Origin of the sequence: Mesorhizobium sp. M0848 (genome assembly GCF_040319805.1) — a bacterium.
Lineage (GTDB): Bacteria > Pseudomonadota > Alphaproteobacteria > Rhizobiales > Rhizobiaceae > Mesorhizobium.
The window spans coordinates 104489-123423 of record NZ_JAMYOM010000015.1 but is presented as its reverse complement, the minus strand read 5'-3'; the positions used below and the strand labels follow the sequence as shown (position 1 = coordinate 123423).

The 18935-nt window shown below is 64.5% G+C and carries 12 protein-coding genes; 5 read left to right on the top strand and 7 right to left on the bottom strand.

The annotated features are described in order from the left end of the window. Positions 1-5: 5 nt before the first annotated feature. The 3 genes from NKH95_RS18655 to NKH95_RS18645 are packed head-to-tail and all read left to right on the top strand — an operon-like array spanning position 6 to position 3777. Positions 6-485 carry a (2Fe-2S)-binding protein gene (locus NKH95_RS18655; protein ID WP_023814336.1) on the top strand — a complete coding sequence of 160 codons (480 nt, stop codon included), beginning with the start codon at positions 6-8 and terminating at the stop codon, positions 483-485. Further along, positions 482-1465 carry an FAD binding domain-containing protein gene (locus NKH95_RS18650; protein WP_023814335.1) on the top strand — a complete coding sequence of 328 codons (984 nt, stop codon included), beginning with the start codon at positions 482-484 and terminating at the stop codon, positions 1463-1465. Before NKH95_RS18655 ends, NKH95_RS18650 begins: the two co-directional genes overlap by 4 nt. Beyond that, complete coding sequence (locus NKH95_RS18645; protein WP_023814334.1) at positions 1462-3777, top strand: xanthine dehydrogenase family protein molybdopterin-binding subunit; 2316 nt, start codon at positions 1462-1464, stop codon at positions 3775-3777. The genes NKH95_RS18650 and NKH95_RS18645 overlap by 4 nt, the downstream gene beginning before the upstream one ends. A 156-nt stretch (positions 3778-3933) precedes the next feature. Here NKH95_RS18645 and NKH95_RS18640 read toward each other — a convergent pair whose 3' ends face one another. Both NKH95_RS18640 and NKH95_RS18635 read right to left on the bottom strand, forming a co-directional pair. Beyond that, positions 3934-4644 carry an outer membrane protein gene (locus NKH95_RS18640; protein WP_128305772.1) on the bottom strand — a complete coding sequence of 237 codons (711 nt, stop codon included), beginning with the start codon at positions 4642-4644 and terminating at the stop codon, positions 3934-3936. A gap of 302 nt (positions 4645-4946) precedes the next feature. Beyond that, complete coding sequence (locus NKH95_RS18635) at positions 4947-6089, bottom strand: helix-turn-helix transcriptional regulator (protein ID WP_023814332.1); 1143 nt, start codon at positions 6087-6089, stop codon at positions 4947-4949. Between the two features lie 234 nt (positions 6090-6323). Here NKH95_RS18635 and NKH95_RS18630 point away from each other — a divergent pair, with 234 nt between their 5' ends. Continuing rightward, a complete protein-coding gene (locus NKH95_RS18630; protein ID WP_352892423.1) occupies positions 6324-7286 on the top strand; it encodes an AraC family transcriptional regulator in 963 nt (320 codons plus the stop codon). Positions 7287-7360: 74 nt separating this feature from the next. On the opposite strand, the gene NKH95_RS18625 is transcribed toward NKH95_RS18630, so the two are convergent. After that, the gene (locus tag NKH95_RS18625; protein WP_155930641.1) at positions 7361-7873 is read right to left on the bottom strand and encodes a hypothetical protein; all 513 of its coding nucleotides are present in this window, start codon (positions 7871-7873) and stop codon (positions 7361-7363) included. A gap of 398 nt (positions 7874-8271) precedes the next feature. On the opposite strand from NKH95_RS18625, the gene NKH95_RS18620 reads away from it, so the two are divergent. Then, positions 8272-11838 carry an autotransporter domain-containing protein gene (locus NKH95_RS18620; RefSeq protein WP_352892419.1) on the top strand — a complete coding sequence of 1189 codons (3567 nt, stop codon included), beginning with the start codon at positions 8272-8274 and terminating at the stop codon, positions 11836-11838. Positions 11839-11950: 112 nt separating this feature from the next. Here the strand turns inward: NKH95_RS18620 and NKH95_RS18615 are convergent, their stop codons facing one another. The 4 genes from NKH95_RS18615 to NKH95_RS18600 form a co-directional block, all read right to left on the bottom strand. Then, entirely contained in the window at positions 11951-12832 is an 882-nt protein-coding gene (locus NKH95_RS18615; RefSeq protein WP_031213978.1) for an EamA family transporter, read from the bottom strand. 215 nt (positions 12833-13047) lie between these two features. Continuing rightward, positions 13048-14130 (bottom strand): sensor histidine kinase, encoded by a 1083-nt coding sequence (locus NKH95_RS18610; RefSeq protein ID WP_352892414.1) that lies wholly within the window; start codon positions 14128-14130, stop codon positions 13048-13050. 158 nt (positions 14131-14288) lie between these two features. After that, positions 14289-15779: an efflux transporter outer membrane subunit gene (locus tag NKH95_RS18605; RefSeq protein WP_352892412.1), complete on the bottom strand. Its 1491-nt coding sequence runs from the start codon at positions 15777-15779 to the stop codon at positions 14289-14291. 12 nt (positions 15780-15791) lie between these two features. Continuing rightward, complete coding sequence (locus NKH95_RS18600) at positions 15792-18935, bottom strand: efflux RND transporter permease subunit (RefSeq protein WP_352892409.1); 3144 nt, start codon at positions 18933-18935, stop codon at positions 15792-15794.

Sequence of the window (18935 nt, the reverse complement as noted above, 5' to 3'; positions counted from 1 at the left end):
CGCCCATGACCAAAACAACGATCCCAGTTCATCTCGATATCAACGGTCATCATCACGATCTGCAACTCGAGCCGCGCGTCACGCTGCTCGACGCCTTGCGCGACCGGCTCGGCCTGACCGGCACCAAGAAGGGCTGCGACCACGGCCAGTGCGGCGCCTGCACGGTGCATATCGACGGCGAGCGTGTACTGGCTTGCCTGACGCTGGCCGCTCAGGTCGAGGGCCGCACCGTCACCACCATAGAGGGGCTTGCACGGGAGGGCGAAATGCATCCCGTGCAGGCTGCCTTCCTTGAGCACGACGCTTTCCAGTGCGGCTATTGCACGCCGGGCCAGATCATGTCGGCGGTCGCTTGCATCCGGGAAGGCCATGCCGGCTCCGACGACGAGATCCGCGAATACATGGCCGGCAATCTCTGCCGCTGCGGCGCCTATCCGCACATCGTCGCCGCCATTCGCCAAGCCGCCTTGGAGGTCGCATCATGAGGGACCTTTCCTATTTTCGCGCCAGCTCGGTCGATGCGGCACGCCAGGCGGCCGCCCTGCCCGGCGCCATGCTCTTGGCCGGCGGCACCACGCTGATCGATCTCGCCAAATGCGGCGTCGCCGAGCCCGAGACACTGGTCGACATCGCTCATCTCAAGGGATTGGACAGCATCGAGGTGGACGAACGCGGCGCCACCATCGGCGCGCTGGCCAGGATGAGCCATGTCGCCGACCATGCCGACATCAAGAGCCGCTTTCCTGCGGTGTCGGAAGCCCTGTGGCAGGCGGCTTCCGCGCAGATCCGCAACATGGCGACCATCGGCGGCAATCTGATGCAGCGCACGCGCTGCCCCTATTTCCGCGATCCCGCGAATTTCCCTGCCTGCAACAAGCGTGAGCCCGGCTCTGGCTGTTCGGCGATCGGCGGCGTTACCCGTGGCCATGCCGTACTCGGCACCAGCGAGGCCTGCATCGCCATGTATCCGGGTGACCTGGCCGTGGCGCTGGTCGCCTTCGATGCGATCGTGCATCTGGGCGAGCGCCAGATCCCGGTCGACGACTTTTTCCTGCTGCCCGGCACCACGCCGGATAGGGAACATGCGATTGAACCGGGCGAGATGATCACCGCCATTGAAATCCCCGGCTCGGCCGCTGCCCGGCGGTCGACCTACCTGAAAATCCGCGACCGGCAATCCTATGAGTTTGCCGCCGCGAGCGCGGCGGTCGGTATCGAGTTCGAACCTGACGGCCGAACGATCCGCGATTTGTGCGTCGCACTCGGCGGTGTCGCGACGAAACCATGGCGGGCGCGGACCGTGGAAGACGCGCTGAAGGGCAAGGCGCTGGAGCCGGAAACCGTGCGGTCCGCCAGCCTGCTCGCTGTCGAAGGCGCCGTCGACCATGGCGCCAACCACTACAAGATCGAGCTCGCGCCGCGCGTCGTCGCGCGCGCCATCCTCAAATTGGGAGAAACGGCATGACCGTTCACATCGCAAGCACCGTTCACGTCGGAAGACACGGCGATGCGTCCGACGGCGCTTTTGCCGAAGCCGTCGGCGGCCGGCTGTCGCGCGTCGACGGCCCGGCCAAGATCACGGGTGCGGCCAAATACGCCGTCGAGCAGCAGCTCGAAGGCCTCGCCTACGCCGTACTGGTCGAGAGCACGATTGCATCCGGCAAGGTGCGCGCGATCGACACCAAGGCCGCCGAGGCGGCGCCCGGCGTGCTGCAGGTGCTGACGCCGGACACCATCATCAGCCTGAGGACCGCGGCGGACTGGTTCGGCACACCGCCGCCCGACAAGCCCTATTGCCCGCTTGCGCGCGACATCACTTTTTCGGGCCAGCATGTCGCCGCTGTCGTCGCCGAGACCTTCGAACAGGCGGTGGCGGCGGCAGCACTGGTCAAGGTCAGCTATGACGAGACGCCCGCCATCGTCGACCTCAGCGATGTCAAGGCCGGCGACGGCATCCCGATCGACGCCATGACCAAGGAATGGGGCGATGCGCAAGGTGCGTTCGCGTCGGCACCGGTCCGCATCTGCGCCGCCTACAACACGCCGCGCGAATACCAGGCGCCGATAGAGCCGCATGGGCTGATCGCGCGCTGGGAAGGCGATAAGCTCACCGTATGGGAGCCGAGCCAGTGGCTGGACGGGATGGCGCGCACCTATGCCGAATGGTTCGGCGTGCCGTTCGAGAATGTGCGGCTGGTCTCGCCCTATATTGGCGGTGGCTTCGGCTCCAAGGCGCTGGCGCTCAGCCATGGCGCGGTGGCCGCATGTGCCGCCAGAATGCTCGGCCGGCCGGTGCGCCTGGTGATGACGCGGCCGCAGACCTTTACCGGCTATGGTGGCCGCGCGGCGACGCGCCAGACGGTGACGATTGGCGCCGACGCGCAAGGAAAAATCCAGTCGATCGTGCATCGTGGCATCAACGAGACGTCGATGGACGGCATGTGGGTCGAGCCGCTCGGATCGGTCATCTCGATCATGTACGCGACGCCGAATTTCTCCTCCAGGCAGAATGTCGTGCGGGTGAATTCGGTGGTGCCGGGCGCCATGCGCGCGCCGGGCGAAAACCCTTCGGCCTTCGGCATCGAAAGCGCCATCGACGAACTCGCCTACGAGGTCGGCATCGACCCCCTGGAGATTCGGCTGAGAAATTATGCCGAACAGGACCCGCATGCCAAGAAAGCCTGGTCGACCAGACAGTTGCGCGAGGCTTTTGCCGCAGGCGCGGAGCGCTTCGGCTGGGCCAGGCGCTCGCCCGAACCGCGCTCGATCCGCGACGGCAACCAGCTGATCGGCTGGGGAGTCGCAGCCGGCACCTATCCGGTTCGGCGCGCCTATGGCGAGGCGATCGTGCGTATCCTGGCCGACGGCTCGGTCGAGGTCGAAAGCTCGTCGATCGACATGGGTCAAGGAACCTACACCATCCTGGCGCAGACCGCCGCCGAAACGGTCGGCGTGCGAGCCGACGACGTGGTGGTGAAGCTCGGCGACTCCCGTTTCCCCCGCGCCGGCGTCACCGGCGGTTCGCGGCTTGCCGGCGTCATGACGGGTGCGGTCTACAAGGCGGCGACCTCGGCGCTCGACCAGCTGATCGGCCTCGCCATCAGCGATCCGCGCTCGCCCTTTTATGCGCTGCAGGCCAACACCTTGGTCGTCGCCAACGGCCGCATCGCCTCGCCGCGCGGCGACGGTCCCGATGTCTCGATCGCCGAACTGCTCAAAAGCGTCGGCCGCGACCACATCGAAGCCACCGGCGACACCATGCCGGCCAATTCGACGCCAGAGGATCGCTACAAGAACTACACCACCATCGCCATGTCGGTGCCGCACACCGAGGGCGACTATTCCCGCCACTCCTGGTGCGCGCATTTCATCGAGGTGCGGGTCGACGAGGATTTCGGCACGGTGCGCGTGTCACGCGTGGTGTCGGCACTGGATTCGGGCCGGCTCTACAATCCCAAGCTGGCCGAAAGCCAGTGGAAGGGTGGCATCATCATGGGCATCGGCCAGGCACTGCTGGAAGAGGGCATCGTCGACCGCCGCCACGGCCGCGTCGTCAACAACAACCTCGCCGACTATCTCGTGCCAACCAACGCCGACATTCCCGACATCGAGGTGATCTCGGTCGGCATCCCCGACCCGCATTCCTCCGTGCTCGGCGGCAAAGGCGTCGGCGAACTGGCCATTGTCGGCGTGGCGCCGGCGATTGCCAACGCGGTGTTCCATGCGACGGGAAAGAGGATCAGGGATCTGCCGATCACACTGGAGAAGCTAATCTGAGGGCGGTGGCTGATCTCCCACTCGAGGGAGATGTCGCCAGAGGCAACAGAGGGGGTCGCCGCGTGTAGAGCGCCGACCCCGTCTGCGGCAGCAGGCCGAGCCCCGCCGCCCCTGGCCTGCCGGCCATCTCCCGAGGGAGATTTGTAGCACCAGCAATCAGAACTTGTAGCTGAGCCCGACCCGGATATCCTGCGTCTGGAGGTCGACATGGGTTTCCGTGGGCAGGCCGGCGGCCACCGAGAGGTCCTGGCTGCCGAAATCCGAGTAGCGATATTCGGCTCGAGCGATCCACTTGTCGGTGAAGGCGTGCTCGATGCCGGCGCCAACGGTCCAGCCGACATGGCTGTCGCTGTGGAGCGTTACTTCGGCGGCAGGGCCACCGGCGCTGACCGCAATAAGCTCATACTTGGCCGCGGCGACGCCGGCAGTGATGTAGGGCAAGGTCCGATCGAAAGCATAGCCGGCCCGCAGCCGCGCCGACCCCGACCATTTGAGTTCGCTCTTGAGCAAGGTGGTGACACCGCCGCCGCCGGCGTCGAGGGCCGTCAGCCCATCTATATTGCTGTACACAATGTCGGCCTCGGCGCCGATCACGAAGCTGTTCTCCATCTGGTAATTGGCGCCGATATGGACACCGCCGATAAATCCGTTCGGATCGGTGGAGACATTGAGATCGGTGGCCCCGCCCAGTCCGCCGCCGGCGATGAACAGATTGGATTTCCCGGCCGCGTAGCCGATGTCGACGCCGGCATAGAGTCCGGACCAGTCGTAGGTGGAGGCAACAGGCGAAACCTCATTGATATCAGCCGCACACGCCATACCGAGCGGCGCGAGAATCAAGGCCGTTGCGAGAAGAAGAGTTTTCATTGTTGTCTACCGCCCCAAGAATGTTGTGGTCCCCGCCGCGAATGCCTCGCGGAGATCCGGTGTTGTCGCCGCCCCGATGTCGCATTGTCCGTCGGACGTGTCTTGGGCTGGGCCGCACGCGAATTGTCCTGAAATGCAATGCCACGCTTTTTCGGCCGGTGTGGCCATTCAGCCTCAGTCGAATGACACCAGCTGGCACTGCCCAGCGCGGAGCCTGACGGCAACCATTCCCGCTACGGCTGGCGCGCGTTCATCGAGGTGCGCGTCGACGAGGATGTTGGGTCCCCGGCGATCGGCGCCCTTCACTGAGCTGCCAGCGGCGTGCCTATGTCCGAAACGAGTTTGACGAGATCGGCTTGGCGTCTCGTGCCGGTTTTGGCGAAGATGCGGTTGAGGTGGGTCTTCAAAGTGTTTTCGCCGACACCGAGCGCCAGCGCGCTCTTGGACGCGGACAATCCGCTGCCGATGCGCAGCAGGACCCGCGCCTCCGCGGGCGTAAGGTCGAACAGAGTGGCGAGAACGGCTTCCGGGAGTGGAGAAGAAGACGTCGTGGTCGAAACGAAGACGGCGGCACATGCGGGCCGGAAAGCAGCGCGAGCGGTTCCTTCGGTCAACGGCAATATATAGGCGACGGCGGGCGGCTGACCTGGGGCCGAAATGGGCAGGCCTATACCGCGGGAGCCAAGCGAGGCATCCGCGCTCGCGGCACTGGCGATTGCATCCAGCAGGGCGCGGGCCACCGCCGAATTCTGCACCTGGAGCAGACCGTTCCTGGAAAAAATGGGCCCTTGCAGCGAAAACATCCGTTCGGCAGCCCCATTCGCATGGAGGATTGCTCCGTTGGCGCCGGTAAGCACGACAGGCACGGCGAGATGATCGAGCGCCTGGCGGTAAAGGTCGGCGGTAACGCGGGCCTGATCGAGCAGATCTCCAATCAGCGACGCACGGCGCAGGTGCGGCGAGAGCAATGCCAGGAAGCGCTGTTCTTCAGCTGATATGATTCCCCTGTCGGCCCGCGTAGTGCAGCCCATGAGCCCGATCCGGTCCGGCGTATGGACGAATTTGGTGATGCAGGCTTCGCGCAATCCCTGCGGTTTGGCCCAATTCTGGAAAAATGGCGTCTGCTGGAGTTCGGCTTCGCTCATATGCGACAGCGTCGCAACGGGTGTGTCGATGTCGCCGACAACCGCGGCCTTCAGTCCGGGAATTGCGTCAAAGTCATAGTCCTCCTGGAGCACGCGCATTTGCACGGGATCCCAGGGCGATTGGGCCGCGAAGCGGCCATGATTGCCGGCAGTACTGGCAAGCGCGACGGTGGTATAGGCTGCGTCTACAGCCTCCGTGATCCGGATCATTACCCCGGCCCAGCCTTCCGGATTCAAAACGCAATCGTAGATATCGCCGATGATCGACGAAAGGACCTCGCTGCTCAGTCTCTCCACCACGCCCCCAGTTTCCTGACGTGCCCACCTCCCCGGATGGGCGGGCCGCCGTTCGTTGTAAAAGAGGCAATCTCACCTCGGAGGATTTGCCGCGTCATACTTTCGGGTGACGCCATGCGTGATCATGCTGGATTATATATCTAATTCGATCAGTTGAACGCCAAACGATCAATGTTCCAGGATCAGGAAACATTTCGTTTCGATATTCTCTGAAGCTGTGGGTATCGGGGTGTTCCATTGTCACGAAAGACGGTGTTTTCATCGGCTCAACTGCCGTCGCATCTCAATGATCGCGATCGATTTTCCCTCTGGCAAGACATCCATGTCGCGCAGATATGGTCGGTCGAATACGGCATGTCGGACAACCTGCCTTTCGAAGCTGCGATCGAAGCCACAGCTGTCGGATCACTGGTTCTTGGCCAGATGTCCGGAACGATCAAGCATGCGACGAGGAACGCGAGCAATATCGCCGATGACGGCAACGGCGGTTATCTCCTGCTGATCAACAAATCCGACACACTGTTGACCGGCGTCCAGGCCGGCCGCGACTATGATGTCGGGCAGGGAGAAGCGGTGCTGGTCACAGCATCGGAAGCGCTGAAAATGGCCGGCGCCGACAGCAATGTGTGGACAAACGTGGTGGTCCCGCGCAGCGTCCTCGCACGGGCCTTCCCGCAGATCGACGACAGGCTGGCGTTGAAGATCGGCGCCGAGAACGAAGCTCTCGATCTTCTCAAGCGTTATTGCCAACTTCTTGAAACCGGCCGCCCTCTCATCTCGCCCGATCTTATTGCGCACGCGACGGAAACGATCGTCGATCTGATCGGTCTGGTGACAGGTGCCAAGGGTGAGGTTGCCGAACTGGCCGGCTTGCGCGATCTGCGGGCAGCCAGGTTGCAAGCGGTCCTGGTGAAGATCGCGGACAATTTCGCCAAGCCCGGCATCTCGGCGCAAGGCGTCGCACAGGAACTCGGCCTGTCGGCGCGCTATGTTCACAATCTTTTGCAGAAGTCGGGTATCAGCTTCTCCGAGCGCGTTCTCGAACTGCGCCTGCAGACGGCCCACAAAATGCTTTCGCAGAGACAGAATGGCGAGATGCGCGTCAGCGAAATTGCCATGACCAGTGGCTTCAGCGATGTGTCGTACTTCAATCGCTGCTTTCGCCGCCGCTTCGGCTACACGCCGACGAGCGCCAGATAGAACCGGAGACCCGGAAACCTACACACGACTCGATTCCGATTACCTCTCCGTCAAAAGCCGAGATCCGGCGGCGATCAATGGCGCCTCCGAATGCGATGGCCGATCGACGGCTTCAGCGAAACGGGCGGATCTGCGGCGCTGACCAGCGCGAATTCAACCACCGACGCCACCTTCATCACGCTCAGCCTGCGTGCTTCCACCGATTTGGGCCTCGGCGAATCAAGGCGACGGCGCGCGGCATGCTCGGCTGACGCCATGCCTTCGGTGATGTCACGCCGACCTCGACGTTCGCTTTTGCCGGCGGCGATCTCTTCACCATCGCCGGCGAATGTCCTGCCAAGCGCGAAGCGCGCGCGATAATCCAGATGCGACGGCAAATCCGCCGATGAGAAGACGTTCTTTTGCAAGGGACGACCGGCCTTTTCCAGAATCGCAGTCTTCATTTCGACACGCACCGTATTGGACCAGATCACGATCTGTCCAGAGCCGGAAATACTTGTGCGCCAGGTGACAACTTCAGTGCCGCCCTGGACAAGGGTTGACTTAAGTTTTTTAGATTTGGCCGGTTGATTCCAGAAATAAAACACCGCCCTCGCAACTGAACCACTCCCGTACGACGTTCAGCGATTCGAAATCGAAATTTGAGAAGCTCACAGTGACGTCTGCACGATAGCGTTGCTAGTTGTTCCTCGAAGAAGAGTTTGGAATGGAACGTTTTGTATTTGGTATTTTCTCAGGTACTCAGTTAACATAACTCCAAGCATCACATTAGAGATTTCTATCAGGCAAGTCAGCCCCGGACTGATCCGGGGTCGCATGAATTGGCTGCGAGGGGCAAATCATGGGGCGCGTTCAAGATTCCGCCGGTCTTAGGCCTTCGGACCTAAGCCAGACCCCCTCGAATTCAGCCCGACAGAGCAACCTGCGTTCACAGGCGAGCCAGCTTGCGCTGCGATCCGCCATCGGGATTGCTGCGGCCGCGGGCGTGAGTCTGCTGGCGTCCGGCCAAGCCTGGGCGGATTGTCTCGTCGGTGCCGTCACTGTCCAATGCGACACGACCTCCACCACCGACACGACATTTCCCGCTGACGCACCCAACGACCGCAACTATCAGAACTTGTTGCCCACACCAGTCATCGTCACCGTCGATCCGGGAACGACGGTGAGCGGTTATGGCCTTGCGGTTTCCAACGCCGACACCGGCGGCGTCACCGTCACCAACAATGGCACGATCAGCGTCGATGCCGGCAACACGCCGACCGCGGGCGGCACGGCGGCCCTGTCGGTCTCGGCGGCTGGCGGCGCCATCACCTACACGGGTGGAAACATCATCAACCATGGCGCCGGCAACGCGTTCGATGCGACGCAGACCGGCGGTGTCGGCTCGATAGACATTAACGTCTCCGGCAATATCTTTTCGGCGGCAGGCGAAGGTATTACTGTCCGCGACGTCGCGACCAGCACCGGCATTTCGGTGACCACGGGCGCTGTCACCGCACTGACCGCGGGTAAGGATGCCATCGACGTCCAGACCCAGTCGTTGACAGGCAATATCACGGAGGTCGCCAACGGCGACATCAAGGCGGGCAATGCCGGCATGGTGGCCGCGATCCTCAACGCTTCGGGGACCGGCAACATCGACGTGACCGCCAACGGCTCCATCGACGCCCGGTTCGGCATCGACGCCGAGAACTTCGGATCGGGCTCGACCACGGTGACCACGGTCGGTCCGGTCACCGCGACCAGCGGCAACGGCATCTATGCGCAGTCGGCCGGCGCCGCCGTCACGGTGACGGCGGGCGACGTGACGTCCACCGGCAACACGGCCATCATCGCCCGGCAGACCAAGGCAGCAGGCTCGGGCGCGGTCAATGTAACCGCGGGCGATGTCTCGGGGACGACCGGCATCGAGGCAACCAACAACGGCACCGGTGCGATCGGTATCACCGCCAATGGCACGGTGACCGGCACACTTGCCGAGGGCATCAAGGCGACCGGTAACGGCGCGGTGAGCGTGAGCGTCGCCGACACGGTGACCGGCGCCACGATCGGCCTGTCGCTGACCGGCGGCACCGGCGGTGCGGGCGACATCAGCGTCACCGGCACCGGCGGGTTCGTCGGCGGGACCGGCAACGCTGCGACCATCCAGAACAACGGCTCGGGCACGGTCACGGTCGACATCTCCGGCGCGAGCAGTTCGACCGGCGGCGAAGGCTTCGTCGTGCGCGACACGGCGGCCGGCGGCGACATCAGCGTCACCACGGGCGCTGTCACCGCACTCACCGCGGGCAAGGATGCCATCGACGTCCAGACCCAGTCGACGACCGCCGATATCACGGAGGTCGCCAACGGCAACCTCCAGGCGGGCAATGCCGGCATGGTGGCCGCGATCCTCAACGCTTCGGGGACCGGCAACATCGACGTGACCGCCAACGGCTCCATCGACGCCCGGTTCGGCATCGACGCCGAGAACTTCGGATCGGGCTCGACCACGGTGACCACGGTCGGTCCGGTCACCGCGACCAGCGGGAACGGCATCTATGCGCAGTCGGCCGGCGCCGCCGTCACCATAACGGCGGGCGACGTGGCGTCCACCGGCAACACGGCCATCATCGCCCGGCAGACCAAGGCAGCGGGCTCGGGTGCGGTCAACGTGACCGCGGGCGATGTCTCGGGGACGACCGGCATCCGCACCCTCAACAACGGCACGGGCGCGATCGGCATCATCACCAACGGCACGGTCGAAGGCGATATCGCCGCGATTTCGGCGCAATCGAACAGCGGCAATGCGATCGGCATCACCCTTTCCGGCGCGACGCACAACACCGCCCTGACGGCCGCGGCGCTGGCCATCACTACCTCTGATGGTGCCACGACAATTCTCAATGGCGGTGCACTGACCGGCCGGGTGGAGCTTGGCGGTTATGCCGACCTCCTGACCAACCACGCTACCTGGACAACCGGCGGCACCAGCCTGTTCGGCGCCGGCATCGACACCGTGACGAATACAGCCGCAGCCTCTCTCAGAACCGCCAGCAATGGCGCAACGCAGGAGACCACCACCTTCAGCGGGCTCGAGTTGCTGTCCAATGCCGGACGTCTCACCATGCAGGATGGCGGCGCCGGCGACCGCACGGAGCTTGCCGCCACTGTGGCTCTGGCGGCCGGTTCGACCTACGCCGTCGACATCAACGCCGCACTTCAGTCGGATCTCCTTCACACCACCGGCACTGCCACCATCACCGGCTCGACCCTGGCGGTGACGGCGCAAGGCATCACCGCCGGCCGCTACACCGTGCTGACCGCCGATCTGGGACTCACCGGCGAGTTCGCCTCTGTGACGGGGATCACCAGCACCGCGTTCCTGTCGGTGACGGATGCCTACGACTTGAACAATGCCTATCTCGATGTGCTGGTGTACGGCTTCACCGATATCGGGCTGACACCCAACCAAATCGCCACCGGCGGCGGCGCTGAAAGCCTCGGGGCCGGCAATCCTATCCATGACGCCCTTCTGGCGCTGCCGACAGCAGCTTCTGCACGCGCTGCTTTCGACCAGCTGTCTGGCGAAATCCACGCCTCGGCCAAGGGCATGCTGGTCGAGGACAGCCGCTTCGTTCGCGACGCAGCGACCAGCCGCATCCGCGCCGCTTTCGGCGATGTTGGCGCGGCCGCATTGCCGGTCATGGCTTATGGCGAAGGTGGCCCCGAAATGGTCGCGGCCGACACCGACCGTTTCGCCGTCTGGGGCCAGGCCTTTGGGTCGTGGGGCAATACCGACTCCGACGGCAACGCCGCCGCCTTCGATCGTTCGACCGGCGGCCTGCTGGCGGGCGCCGACACGCTGGTGGGCGGCTGGCGCGTCGGCCTGCTCGGCGGCTACAGCCATTCGAGCTTCGACGCCGACGATCGCAACTCTTCGGGCAAGAGCGACAACTATCATCTCGGCCTCTATGGCGGCACCAACTGGGGCGCCATCGCCTTCCGCACCGGTGCCGCCTACAGCTGGAGCAGCCTTTCGACCAAACGGTCGGTTGCTTTCAACGGCTTCACGGATGGGTTGTCGGCCGACTATGATGCCGGCACCGCGCAAATGTTCGGCGAACTCGCCTACCGGGCCGATGCCGGACAATTCAAGTTCGAGCCCTTCGCCAACCTCGCCTATGTCAGCGTCCATACCGATGGCTTCACCGAAGACGGTGGCGATGCGGCACTGACCAGCGCCGGCTCGAACACCGATGCGACCTTCACCACGCTGGGTCTGCGCGGTTCGACCGATTTCGCGCTCGGCGGCATGAACGCCACGGCGCGCGGCATGCTCGGCTGGCGCCACGCGTTCGGCGACGTCACGCCGACCTCCAGCTTCGCCTTCGCCGGCGGCGATCAATTCAGCATCGCCGGCGTGCCGATCGCCAGGGATGCGGCCGTCATCGAGGCCGGTCTCGACTTCAACATGTCGGCCAACGCGACGCTAGGCCTGTCCTATTCCGGCCAGTTCGGTGGCGGCGGTGTCGACCAGGGCGCCAAGGTCGATCTCGGCATCAAGTTCTGAACAGCAACGAAGCGCGCCGGCCGGACAAAGGCAACGCCCGAACGGCGGTCGGCGACGGGACCGGCTTTACGGCACGATTCCGCATATCCCTCCCACCCTACTCCGCCCCACTTTACTCCGGCGATGGAACCGGCGGCCGTGATGTCAGCGCCGTGCCGAAGGCGGCGACAACGACGGCTGCGATCCCGGCCAATTGCGTTGCGGTCAGGCTTTCATGCAGGAACAGGAAGCCGGCCAGTGCGCCCAGCCCCGGCTCCAGGCAGGTCAGCGTGCCGTAGATGCGCGCCGGCATGCGGGTCAGCGCCACCATCTCCAGGAAGAATGGCAACGCGCTGGAAAACAGGCCGACCAGCAGCGCGCTGACCAGGATCGACGGCGCCAGCAGCGCGGTTCCCGCCTGTGCCACGCCGAAGGGCAGCACCAGCACGGCGGCGATCGCCATGCCGTAGGCGGTGGTGCGAGTGCCAAGCTCCGCGCCGGCCTTCTGGGCCAGCACGATGTAGAGCGCCCAAAACCCGCCGGCCGCCAGCGCCAGCATCACCCCGATCGGATCAAGCGGCGCGAGGGAATGAACGAAGGGCGACAACAGCAGGATGCCGGCCACCGCCAGCGCGATCCAGGCAAAGTCGCTGGCGCGCCGCGAGCTCAAGGTCGCCACCAGAAGCGGGCCGGTAAACTCCAGCGCCACCGCGATGCCGAGTGGGATCCTGGCCAACGCTGCGTAGAACAGGAGGTTGAGCGCGGCGAGCGTCACCCCATAGGCGACCAGCCACGGCATGGTGGCACGCGAGGGCCGCATCTGCCAGGGCCGCAGCACCGCGATCAGCATCAGCGCACCGATGACCAGCCTGAGCGTCGTCGTGCCTTGCGCGCCGATCTGCGGGAACAGGCCCTTGGCGAAGGTGGCGCCGATCTGGATCGACACCATGGCGCCCATCAGTGCCGCGACCGGCAAGGGCGCCGCTTCGCGACTGGCAATCGGCGTCGATGTCACGTGATCCCATCCTCCATACCGCCGGGTCCAAACCCGACCGGCGGCATGGAGATAGGGCGAACCGGCCGGCCTGTCGTGAGGCAGCGGCAACTGGCTGCTAGGGCAAGGACTGCAGGCACGCTATGAGCCTCCCGGGCCGCGAAGCGTTCATTGCCGCGGCGGACAAGGAATAGCTGGAGATGATCCTGTAGGTGTGAGAGCGCAACGACAACGCTTTAGGCGGTGGCAGCCGAGCGCTTGAAGACGATGGTGACCCGCGTACCCTCGGCAGCGCTCGACCTCACGTCGAACTCCGCCCTAGCATTCTCGGTTAGCGAGCGGGCGATCAGCGCGCCGAGCTTGCCGCTCTTGGGCCAGGTCTCGCCGTCCGGCAGGCCGATGCCGTCATCGGCGATCACGATGCGGCAGCCATCACCGTCGACGATGCTGTGCAGCGTGATCGTGCCGCCATCGCGTCCCTGAAAGGCATGTTTGAGCGCATTGGTCAAAAGTTCGTTCACCACCAGCCCGGTCGGCATGGCGACATTGATCGACACCGGATAGGTGTCGACCTTCATGTCGAGGCGGATGCCCTCGACCGCATGCGAGTTCATCACCGCCGACGCGATCTGGCTGAGATAGACACCGAGATCGACCTCATCCTTGCCATCGTCCCCCGACAGCGTCTGGTAGAGGATCGCCAGCGCGTCGACGCGCCCTGCCAGCCTCTCGAAACGCTTCTGGTCCGGTTCGGCCGCATTGCGCGTCTCCATCCGGATCAGTGCGGTGATCATCTGCAGATTGTTCTTCACCCGGTGCTGCAGTTCGCGCAGCAGCGTGTCCTTCTCGCGGATGCGCTCATCGATCGATCGCGCATCTTCGGTTTCGCCATGGGCAGAGACGTCGACCAGCGCCACCAGCCGGAAGCAGGCCTTGCCATTGTCGTCCTCGATGACATTGGAATAGACGTCGACGATCGCCTGTTGGTCTTCCTTCCGCTCCAGCCGGAACGTGCCGATGAAATCGGTGTCCTCGACCACGGCCTCGAACAGCGGCCGGCCCTTCTGCTTGTGCAGGCCGGTGCCGGAAAGCGCCGCCCAGTGTTGCCGAGCGAGCGTCGCCGCCTTGAGGCCGGACAGTTTCTCGAATTCCGGATTGGCATAGACGACACGCTCCTTCGAACCCAGGTCGGAGACGGCAATGGCGATCGGCACCTGGTCGAGGAACTTCTTGAACTGTTCGCTTTCCAGCGCGCTGGCAAGGTCCGGCGTTTCGAGCAGCTGCCCGACCGCTTCGGCCTTCTGTGTATCAGATGTCATCTGCGGCGCCTGTGCTGTGTAATCACCATCAATAACAGCGATACGATCACGCCGCCATCGCCAAAGCACGAGGCGGCATTTCACGCGCCGCCACGAGCGGTGTGTCGCACAATCTCGAAATCTGCGTAGCCGCGTCGAAATACTTGACCGAGGCCCGCTCAGGAGGCCGGCTTCGACGCCAGCCTTGGCGCGGTCCTGACGTCGACGATCTCAGGCTTGGCACTGTCCACCGCGCCGTCCCAACCGCCGCCGAACGCCTTGTTGAGGGCGATGTAGTTGGTCGCCAGCAGGACGCGGCTTTGCAGCAGCGAGTCCTCGGCCGAGTAGAGAGAGCGCTGGGCGTCGAGCACATCGAGAAGGCTTGTCTCGCCGGCCTTGTAGAGCGTGCCTTCGAGACTTGCCGCCTCGCCATAGGACCTCGCCGACGAGGCGAGCTTGCCGATCCGGATGCGCTCCTGCGACAACAGCACCAGCGCATTCTCGACATCCTCGAGCGCCGTCAGCACCGAAGACCGATATGCGATGAAATATTGATCGCGCTGCGCCTTGGCGACCTCGACGGCGGCCTGCAATTGGCCGGCATTGAACACCGGCACGCTGAGCGTCGGCCCGAACGACCAGCCAATCGACGAATTCTTGCCGAGATCGCCAAGCTTCAGCGCCGCCGTGCTGATGTCTCCCGTCAGGCTGACCGAGGGATAGCGGGCGGCCTCTGCCTGGCCGATCTTGGCGGTGTATTGCGCATATTGGCGCTCCGCCATGCGCAAATCGGGCCGCGACAGCAGGATATCGGCGGGAATTCCGGTGGGCATCGGCAGGCGTGGTGCAGGGATCGGGGCGACCCGCTTCAGCCGCTCGCTGAGCGAGGCAGGCGGCCGGCCGGCCAGCACCGCGAGACGATGCACGGCCTGGGCATAGCTTGCCTCCAGCGTCGGCACCGCGGCTTCGGTGCTCGCTGCCTGCCCCATCGCCTTGGCGACATCGGCGGCGGTCGCCGTGCCCGCCTGCGCCATGGTGCGGGTAAGTTCGGCGGTCTGCCTTTGCGACGCGGCCGAGCGCCGGGCGAGCGCGATGCGGGCCTGGTAGCCGCGCGCCTGGGTATAATAGGAAGCGACATCGCCGACCAGGGTGAGAAGCGTCGAGCGCAGTTCCTCCTGCGAGGCGTCCAGCCCGTAACGCGCGGCCTCGACGCCCCTGCGGTTGGCGCCGAACAGGTCGAGTTCCCAGCTGGCGTCAAAGCCGGCCTGATACTCGCTGTAGGTGGCATCAGAGCCAGACGTGGCTTCTGACGACTTGTTGCGGGAGACCGAGCCGGAGCCCTCGGCCGACGGCAGCAACGTGCCTGCACTCTGGCGATAGCTGGCGCGCGCCTCGCGGATCCTGGCCTTGGCGGTGGCGACATCGAGATTGCCGGCAACCGCTTCCTCGACAAGCGTGTTCAACTCGGGATCGCGCAGCCGCTGCCACCATTTCGACAGTTGCGCCGGCTGGGCAGGCTTTGTCGGCTTCTGGCCGCTCCAGCTTGCAGGCATCGCCAATATCGGCGTCTGATAATCCGGACCGACGACGCATCCCGCGAGCAGGACAGTGGTAAGCATAGGCGCAAGGAGCCGCCTCGCGGCCACCGAGCCACGTTCCAAGCCTGTCATGTGAAGTTTTCCTTATTGCTGGTTGGCCGTCACCGGCGTCTCGCCCGTATCTGGTTTGGCCGCCCTGCCCTTGAAGATGCGTCGCACCGTGACGAACAATAGCGGTACCAGGAACACGCCGATGACCGTCGCCGCGATCATGCCGCCCATCACGCCGATGCCGACGGAGTTCTGCGCGCCCGAGCCCGCACCGCTGGCGATCGCCAGCGGCAGCACGCCGAGGATGAAGGCCAGCGACGTCATCAGGATCGGCCGCAGCCGCTGTCGCGCCGCCTCCAGCGTCGCCTCGACAAGCCCCATCCCGGCGGTCTGCCGCTCGATGGCGAACTCGACGATCAGGATGGCGTTCTTGGCGGCTAGACCGATCGTGGTCAGCAGGCCGACTTTGAAATAGACGTCGTTGGACTGGCCGAACAGGCTTGCCGCCAGCAGCGCGCCGAAGATGCCGATCGGCACCGACAGCATGACCGCGAACGGGATCGACCAGCTCTCATAAAGTGCTGCCAGGCAAAGGAACACCACAAGGGCCGAGATCGCATAGAGCGACAGTGCCTGGTTGCCGGAAAGCTTCTCCTGGTGCGACAGCCCTGTCCATTCGTGGGAATAGCCAGCGGGCAGTTGCGCGACAAGCTTGTCGATCTCGTCCATGGCGGCACCCGAGCTGATGCCCGTGGCCGCCGCGCCCTGGATCTCGACCGCCGCCGAACCATTGTAGCGTTCGAGCCTGGGCGAACCGAATGTCCAATGGCTGGAGGCAAAGGCCGAGAACGGCACCATCGCCCCGCTGGCGTTGCGGACCTGCCATTTGTCCAGGTCTTCCGGCTGCATGCGGAAGTTCGGGTCCGACTGCAGATAGACCGGTTTCACCCGCCCGCGATCGATGAAGTCGTTGACGTAGTCGCTGCCCCAGGCGGTGGAAAGCGTGTTGTTGATGTCGGCCAGGCTGACGCCCAGCGCGCTGGCCTTTTCCTGGTCGATGTCGACCGAGAATTGCGGCTGGTCTTCCTGCCCGTTGGGCCTTGTGTTGGCGAGCACCTTGCTCTGCCCGGCCAGGGCCAGAAGCTGGTTGCGCGTCTGGATCAGCGCGTCATGGCCGGCGCCGTTGACGTCCTGCAGGTAGAAGTCGAAGCCGTTGGTGTTGCCGAACCCCTGGATGGCGGGAGGCGCAAGCGCAAAGACCTGAGCATCCCTGATCTTCGAAAACGCGCCCATCGCCCGGCCGGCGATTGCCTGCGCGGCCGAAGCCGGCGATTTGCGCAGGTCGAAATCCTTCAGCCGCACGAAAGCGATGCCGACATTCTGCCCTGCGCCGCCGAAGCCGAAGCCGGAGGCGGTGAACACCCCGTCGACAACGTCCTTCTCCTGGTTGAGATAATGGTCGGTCACCTCTGCCAGGACGCGCTCCGTGCGATCCTGCGTCGCGCCGACCGGCAGCTGCACGCTGGTGATCAGGATGCCCTGGTCCTCTTCCGGCAGGAACGAACTCGGCAGCCGGGCAAACATCCAGCCCACGGCAACGACGATGGCCAGGAACACGACGAGGAAGCGCCAGGACCGGTTGATGATGCCGTGCGAGCCGTCGCGATAGGCAAGCGTGCCGCGATCGAAGACGCGGTTGAACCAGCCGAACGGACCGGTCTGCGTCGCATGGTCCTTGGGCGGCCGCAGGATCGTGGCGCAAAGTGCGGGCGTCAGCACCAGTGCGACCAGCACGGACAGCACCATCGCCGAGACGATGGTCACCGAGAATTGCCGGTAGATGATGCCGGTCGAACCGCCGAAGAAAGCCATCGGCACGAACACGGCCGAAAGCACGGTGGCGATGCCGATCAGCGCGCCGGTGATTTCGTGCATCGACTTGCGCGTCGCCTCTTTCGGCGGCAGGCCCTCTTCCTGCATCACGCGTTCGACATTCTCGACCACGACGATGGCGTCGTCGACCAGCAGGCCGATCGCCAGCACCATGGCGAACATGGTCAGCGTGTTGACGGAATAGCCGAACAGCGACAGCACGCCGAACGTGCCGAGCAGCACCACCGGCACGGCAATCGTCGGGATGATGGTGGCGCGCAAATTCTGCAGGAAGATGAACATCACCAGGAACACCAGCACGATCGCTTCGGCCAGCGTCTTGACCACCTCCTCGATCGACAGCCGCACGAAAGGCGAAGTGTCGTAGGGATAGACGACCTCGACGCCTTGCGGGAAGGTCGAGCTCAGCCGGGCGATCGTCGAGCGCACCGCCTCGGCGGTGTTGATGGCATTGGCGCCGGTCGCCAAATTGACGGCGACGCCCGCCGCCGGCTTGCCGTTGTAATTGGCCTGCGTCGTATAGCTTTCGGCGCCGAGTTCGACGGTGGCGACGTCGTTGAGGCGTACCAGCGAGCCGTCCGTCTGGCTCTTCAGGATGATGTTGCGGAACTGTTCGGCGGTCTGCAGCCGGCTCTTGGCCGTCACGGTGGCATTGAGCTGCTGGCCCTTGCGCGCCGGCAGGCCGCCGAGCTGGCCGGCCGAAACCTGCGTGTTCTGCGCCTCGATCGCCGAGGCCACGTCGCTCGGCATCAAGGCGTATTTGGCGAGCTTGTCGGGGTCGAGCCAGATGCGCATGGCATAGCCGGAGCCGAACAGCTGCGTCGAGCCGACACCCTCGACGCGCTTCAGCGTGTCGTTGACGGTGGCATCGACATAGTCGGCGAGATCGGTAGAGTTCATCTTGCCGTCGGTCGACACGAAGCCGATGACCATCAGGAAGCCGGTCGAGGATTTGGAGACGGTGATGCCATTGCTCTGCACCACCTGCGGCAGCTGCGACTGCACCAGCTGCAGCTTGTTCTGCGTCTGCACCTGGGCGGTGTCGGGATCGGCTGCGGTGGTGAAGGTCAGCGTGATCGAGGCCGAACCGGTCGAGGTCGACGTCGCCGTCATGTAGTCCAGATTGTCGATGCCGGTCATGCCCTGCTCGATGACCTTGGTCACCGAGTTCTCGACCGTCTGCGCGTCGGCGCCCGGATAGGTGGCGCTGATGTTGACCGTGGTCGGCGCGATCTGCGGATATTGCGAGATCGGCAGCGAGGTGAGCGCCAGAAGTCCGCCCAGCATGATCACGATGGCGATCACCCAGGCGAAGATCGGCCGGTTGATGAAGAATACGGACAT

Coding starts and splice junctions, on each gene's coding strand:
- NKH95_RS18605 (WP_352892412.1), bottom strand. CDS start 15,779: ATGACAGGCTTGGAACGTGGCTCGGTGGCCGCGAGGCGGCTCCTTGCG.
- NKH95_RS18610 (WP_352892414.1), bottom strand. CDS start 14,130: ATGACATCTGATACACAGAAGGCCGAAGCGGTCGGGCAGCTGCTCGAA.
- NKH95_RS18645 (WP_023814334.1), top strand. CDS start 1,462: ATGACCGTTCACATCGCAAGCACCGTTCACGTCGGAAGACACGGCGAT.
- NKH95_RS18655 (WP_023814336.1), top strand. CDS start 6: ATGACCAAAACAACGATCCCAGTTCATCTCGATATCAACGGTCATCAT.
- NKH95_RS18650 (WP_023814335.1), top strand. CDS start 482: ATGAGGGACCTTTCCTATTTTCGCGCCAGCTCGGTCGATGCGGCACGC.
- NKH95_RS18640 (WP_128305772.1), bottom strand. CDS start 4,644: ATGAAAACTCTTCTTCTCGCAACGGCCTTGATTCTCGCGCCGCTCGGT.
- NKH95_RS18600 (WP_352892409.1), bottom strand. CDS start 18,935: ATGTCCGTATTCTTCATCAACCGGCCGATCTTCGCCTGGGTGATCGCC.